This window comes from Phyllobacterium sp. (assembly GCF_037994405.1).
Classification (GTDB): domain Bacteria; phylum Pseudomonadota; class Alphaproteobacteria; order Rhizobiales; family Rhizobiaceae; genus Phyllobacterium.
On the sequence record NZ_JBBNAN010000042.1, the window covers coordinates 1 to 5,618 of the forward strand.

Sequence of the window (5,618 nt, forward strand, 5' to 3'; positions counted from 1 at the left end):
GGATGCGGGCATCCAGCCGTTTCAGTGGAAACGACCGGCATCCGCGCTGGTTTTCTTCCGGAACCATTTCCATTGTTATGCATTTCTCTAGATGCGCGATTCAGCTTTTGAACATGTAATGATCACATCTCCGCGCTCAGGCATGGTACTGAACGTTTCCTCCGTGCAACAGGCATCCGAGCTGTTGGCTCATTGCTGGACAAAAATCTGCGGGCCGAAACATGGGGAAGCAGTAGAAGCGTGCGCGAAAGCGCTAAATGGAGAGCGGCCAGCAGATGAGGCGCGTAACGCTTTCATAGAAGCCGCCAAGGAGATCGACATTTACGTGTTGGAAAAAACCGAAACCTCGGGGGTGCGTAGATCGGTAGAGAACAAGGTCAATAGCGCGGCATTCTCGGCCGAAGGAGAACATCCATTCCCGGGCGGCGGTAGCACAGGGCGCGGATGAAACTAAGAGATCTGGCAAATGAACTGGGCCTATCCCCCACCACCGTAAGTCGCGCCTTGAATGACTATCCGGAGGTCAGCGATCGCACGCGCAGGCTTGTGAAGCAAGCCGCGACAAGATGGGGATACCGGCCGAGTGCGACCGCCAGGGGACTGGCAGTCGGCAGAATCGGTGTCACAGCAGTGATCGTCCCAAAAGAGCCAGCATCTTATTTTGATCCCGACATCACAGAATTTCTCGCAGGCATTGCTGAAGTCTTGGGCGGCGTTGGTCAAGACATTTTGCTCATTCAATCCGCACCAGCCAGTGGCTTGGATGTATGCAAGGATGTCATCGAGAGCGGTCGGGCCGATGCAATCGTAATTTGTCATCCTCGCTCTGACGATGAGAGAATTCGCTTTTTGGCAGAGGCCAATTTTCCATTCGTCGTGTACGGCAAATCCCGCACGCCTGTGCCGCATACCTGGGTTGACATAGATCACAGGCAAGCTGGCTTTCGATCTGCCATGTATCTTTTCGAGAGCGGACACCAGAAAATTGGCGCAATCGAAGGCCCTGGACAGTTTGCCTTTGTGGAGGAACGGATTGCAGGATTGACAAGCGCGTTCGACCAATTCGCGGCTCGCGTTGATCCGAACTGCATTGTAAAGGATACTTTCTCCGATCGCGCAGGTTACGAACACACGCGGCGTCTCCTCAACGATGCGTCACCGCCAACGGCCTTTGTCTATGGCTCGTTACTCAGCACTATAGGCGGTATTCGTGCGATCAGGGAACTTGATGCAGAAGATAGCACTGCCGTTGTCACGCACGACAATGCTGTTCCGTATCTCAACGCAAGGAACATTCTTTGCGAAGTAACGGTGACATCATTTTCCATCTACGCGGTGGCACAGCGCGTTGCGCAACATGCAATTCGAATGATGGATCGCAACGCGGCCATCGAAACCGAATTGTGGGAACCGCAGCTGATATCCGTCGGTGAGCCTTGAAAAGATGTCTGCTTCAGTTTCTGGAGTAAGCGAGTTGGGAGATCCAATGCCGGATCGTGCGGGCGGAATCTACCTGAAACCTGGCCAGGCTGGCATCCGTTGACGTTCCCACCTTGATTGATCTGCCGCCTGCCTTGTTCACATATTCAAACATCCGTTCGTCGGTAAGATCATCTCCGATAGCGATTGGAATGCGTCCCGAAAACGGCGTAACGTTCATCAACTTTGCAGCTGCAGTTCCTTTGTTGGATTCACCTGGATGAATTTCGACAACCATTTTGCCGTCCTGACGTACCCAACCGCTTCCGATCTGCCCCAGGAGCGTTCCGATCCGGGCGTCTACCTGTGAAAATGCCTCCGGTGCTTGCCGATAATGTACTGCGATGGCAATTCCTTTGTCCTCGACAATCATGCCTGGCCAGTTTCTCGCAAGATCGTTGAGCTCTTGCCGAGCGCCGTCCAGGCGCCATTCGTCAAGAATGCCGCGATCAATTTCTCCGTTTCCTCGCGATCGTATTTCCGTTCCGTGTAATCCGGCGGCAGGGAACTGATATGGATCAAACAGCTTGTCGATTGACTCGATTGATCGGCCGCTGACAAGTGCCAAGGCTCCCTCCAGACGCGACGAAAGTTCAGCAAGTTGTTCCGGCAACTCGCAAGGAACAAACACACGGTCAGGCGTTTCGGCGATATCGATCAACGTACCGTCAATATCCAGAAACAACGCCCAAGGCCTAAGATCGGTCGGAAGTATCTCGCTGATTTCGTTCATTGTTTTTTCTGGTTCCTTGCTGTTTTGATTGCCATCATCCTTTCGAAAAGTAGCCTTTGGACCACACCAATCAATCCCGTTCAGGGGTGTGCTATGCGAATTTTGTCCGGAACAAAATCTCTTCCAGGCAGTTAGACTCTCTCAGTGACTAAGGAATCTAATATGGGACGGCTGGTTGTAATCTCAAATCGAACAGGCGATTTGGGACAGAAAACTCACACTGGGGGGCTTGCAGTTGGTATTGTTGACGCGCTCCGAAGCAGAGGCGGAATGTGGGTGGGATGGGATGGCAATGTCGTTGAGGGCGCTGACACATTAAAGGCGACATTGGAAAAACACGGCAAGGTGACATCCCTGACCGTGTCCTTATCGCCGCAAGAACATGAAAACTACTACCTCGGCTTTTCCAACAAGGTGCTTTGGCCCTCGTTCCATTATCGCCTTGATCTGATGGATTATCGCACCGAGTTCGCCAAATGCTACGCAGCAGTCAATCGAAGATTTGCCGAAACGGTCCATCCCCATCTGTACGACGACGATCTCGTCTGGGTTCATGACTATCACCTCATACCATTGGCATTGGAATTGCGACGCAAGGGAAGTGCGCACAAGATCGGCTTCTTCCTGCATATACCGTTTCCATCGGTCGATGTTTTCTCGGCAGTGCCTCGCCATGGATGGCTGCGAGAGTGCTTGTTGCAGTATGATCTAATCGGCTTCCAGACGCACAACGACGTTCAGAACTTTTGCGGATATTTGAAGGAACACTCCGACGCGAGGTTCTTGTCTGCGAATGTTCTGAAATGGCAGGGCCGCACGATCAGTATCGGCGTGTTTCCAATCGGTATTGATGCTGGTCAATTCGCTGCGATGGCCCACGAGACCGATAACGGCATCGAGCTTGAGCGGATGCGCCGTACTGTCCTCAAGCGCTTCCAGGTGATCTCCGCTGATCGCCTGGACTATTCCAAAGGACTCCCGCAACGCATGAAGGCGTTCAGGAAATTCCTCGATTCATATCCGGAATATCTCGGGCGCGCCGAATATCTGCAAATCGCATCGCCATCGCGAGAAGACGTGACAGCTTATGCCGATATCCGCGGAGAACTCGAGCAACTGACCGGCGCGGTGAACGGAAAGTTTGCCGATTTCAATTGGGCTCCACTCCAATATATCAACCGGAGCATCCCTCGGGAAAAACTGGCCTTGCTGTTTCGGTGCAGTCTCATTGGCCTTATTACCCCGCTTCGGGACGGGATGAATCTGGTGGCAAAGGAATACATTGCCGCCCAGGACGATGACGACCCGGGTATCCTTATCCTGTCAAAATTCGCTGGCGCCGCGGAGGAGTTGGAACACGCCCTCATCGTCAATCCCTACGACGTCAACGAAGTTGCACAAGCGATAAAGAGGGCAGCCACGATGACCATGGAAGAGCGTAAATCGCGACATCGAAACCTCCTCAAACAGGTTTTCGATCACGATGCGCAACGTTGGCAGAACGAATACCTTTCCGCGCTTCAATCCGTTCAAACGGCTCTTCCGCAATCTGCCAAATCGATACACTCGAATTTGGACAAAGGCCGGGGGCGCGGGACAACGTCAGAGTCCAGGCATTAGCGACCTGTTAGGTTCCGTAGAAAAAGAGGCTGAGCAACGATATGTACACCCCGAATTCGGCTTACCGCATCCATTTGTCGAACGACATTAATTTCAAGCGCGCGGCCGATGCGATTTCCTACCTGAAAGAACTTGGCGTCGAGGCCCTTAGCGTCTCCTCGCCGTTTCACTCTGTAAAGATCAATGACCGCGGCTCGGCCACTGTGGATCCAACAAGACTAGACGTGGAGTTGGGGGCCGAAACCGGATTTGCCGCGTTGAATTCCGAACTCGCCAGATCTGACATGCATCTCATACTTGACCTAAACCCAAGCCAAATGCCGGCATCCCATGAGAATGCATGGTGGTTCGACGTATTGGAATGGGGACGCCAGTCGCAATATGCGGGCCACTTTGATGTAGATTGGACAAAGCCGATTGCGCTCCCGGTACTCGACCGCCCAATTGATCAAGCGGTTCAGGCCGGTAATCTTCAGCTGACATTCGATCGGCAAAACGCGAGTCTGGGTATTTCCTGGGCAGATCAATTCTATCCCTTCGCTCCGGCCAGCTATCGTGCGGTGTTCCAACGCACGAAAAATAAGACCGCTGCATCGCTTGTCATGGCGGCCGATAATGCGACCCCTGATGCGGCATCCGACTTTCATGCAGAGCTTTTGAAGATATTCGATCAAGCAGACATTACGGACCAGCTCGAGATAGCCTCCTGGCTGAGCGACACCTCACATAACGCAGACCATCTCATCGAACTGGTGTCATCGCAGCACTGGAGATTGGTGGAGGTTGAAGGCACCCTTGACCGCATGGATGACGGGCACGCAGCCAATTCGAAACTCGCCATTGGACTGCGAATCGAAGAGCCCGGTGTCTTCGCTGATTTCCACGATGCACTCCTCTCTCTCCTGGATAAAACGCAGGTCAAAGGATTGCGCGTAAATGAAATTGATGGGCTGGCGGATCCAGCAGAATACACAAGACAGTTGCGACGACAGGCCGGCAAAGAGACCTTCCTCGTCACAGACAAAATCCTGCTTGAGGGCGAAAAATATCCTGATGATTGGCAGGTCGAGGGAACCGCCGGATATGAGTTTGTCGCCGCCGTGGCAAATCTATTCGTCGATCCCGCTGGTATGTCAAAGCTCCAGGATTCATACCAGGCTGAATTCGAACCGAACGCCGAATTGCCTGGCCAGTATGCGCATGCAAAGGCCAGCATTCTTCACGAAGAATTCGCGGACGAACTTGAGCGTTTGGCTGGCCTCTTGGCCGAATTGCAACCGCCCTATGCAGAGAAGCTTCTGCTGCGCCGAGCTATAGCCGAACTCGTGGCGGAGTTGCCGGTCTATCGCACGTATTCAAGCTCAGGGGGATATTCGCCATTTTATCTTGGAGTGCTTCAATCGACCGCTTCGCGCGTCTCCAATCGAGATGGACAGCCGGTCGATGAGCGTGAGACCTTGGCATTTATTCTCGGCATTTTGAGTTCCGTGAGCGATTCCTGCAATGCTGAAAGCGCCAGCTTGTTTACAATTCGCTTCCGGAAATTGACCGCTGCGGTAATGGCGCAGGTTCTCCAGAAATCCTACGTTTATACGCGTTACCCCATTGCCTTGGACGAACTCATGTTGAGCCCGACTGAAGCGTCCAATCCGATTGCGGCCTTTCACGAGACGATGCGCCGGAAGGCGGCTGCGGCGCCATCCGGCATGCTGGCGACTTCATTTTCATATGCGACCAAATTCGGAGAGGACGCTCGAATGCGTCTCCTCGCGCTTTCGGAGGCGCC

Annotated in this window: 4 protein-coding genes and 1 pseudogene; 4 read left to right on the top strand and 1 reads right to left on the bottom strand. The window is 53.3% G+C overall.

All coding sequences use genetic code 11. The features are described 5' to 3' along the window. The first annotated feature begins 91 nt into the window (after positions 1 to 91). On the top strand, positions 92 to 448 hold the full coding sequence (locus tag AAAC48_RS02665) for a DUF982 domain-containing protein (protein ID WP_340652686.1): 357 nt from the start codon (positions 92 to 94) through the stop codon (positions 446 to 448). Next, positions 445 to 1,440 (top strand): LacI family DNA-binding transcriptional regulator, encoded by a 996-nt coding sequence (locus AAAC48_RS02670; RefSeq protein ID WP_340652687.1) that lies wholly within the window; start codon positions 445 to 447, stop codon positions 1,438 to 1,440. The genes AAAC48_RS02665 and AAAC48_RS02670 overlap by 4 nt, the downstream gene beginning before the upstream one ends. A gap of 13 nt (positions 1,441 to 1,453) precedes the next feature. Here AAAC48_RS02670 and otsB read toward each other — a convergent pair whose 3' ends face one another. Continuing rightward, positions 1,454 to 2,212, bottom strand: a complete 759-nt coding sequence (otsB, locus tag AAAC48_RS02675) for a trehalose-phosphatase (protein WP_340652688.1) — start codon at positions 2,210 to 2,212, stop codon at positions 1,454 to 1,456. Between the two features lie 162 nt (positions 2,213 to 2,374). On the opposite strand from otsB, the gene AAAC48_RS02680 reads away from it, so the two are divergent. Together AAAC48_RS02680 and AAAC48_RS02685 are read left to right on the top strand one after the other, a co-directional pair. Then, positions 2,375 to 3,832 carry a trehalose-6-phosphate synthase gene (locus AAAC48_RS02680; protein ID WP_340652689.1) on the top strand — a complete coding sequence of 486 codons (1,458 nt, stop codon included), beginning with the start codon at positions 2,375 to 2,377 and terminating at the stop codon, positions 3,830 to 3,832. Positions 3,833 to 3,873: 41 nt separating this feature from the next. Next, positions 3,874 to 5,618 (top strand): annotated as a pseudogene (locus AAAC48_RS02685) (hypothetical protein); the annotation flags it as partial.

Excerpts from the sequence above, each read along its gene's own strand:
- AAAC48_RS02670 (WP_340652687.1), top strand. The coding sequence starts at position 445 with ATGAAACTAAGAGATCTGGCAAATGAACTGGGCCTATCCCCCACCACC.
- otsB (WP_340652688.1), bottom strand. The coding sequence starts at position 2,212 with ATGAACGAAATCAGCGAGATACTTCCGACCGATCTTAGGCCTTGGGCG.
- AAAC48_RS02680 (WP_340652689.1), top strand. The coding sequence starts at position 2,375 with ATGGGACGGCTGGTTGTAATCTCAAATCGAACAGGCGATTTGGGACAG.
- AAAC48_RS02665 (WP_340652686.1), top strand. The coding sequence starts at position 92 with ATGCGCGATTCAGCTTTTGAACATGTAATGATCACATCTCCGCGCTCA.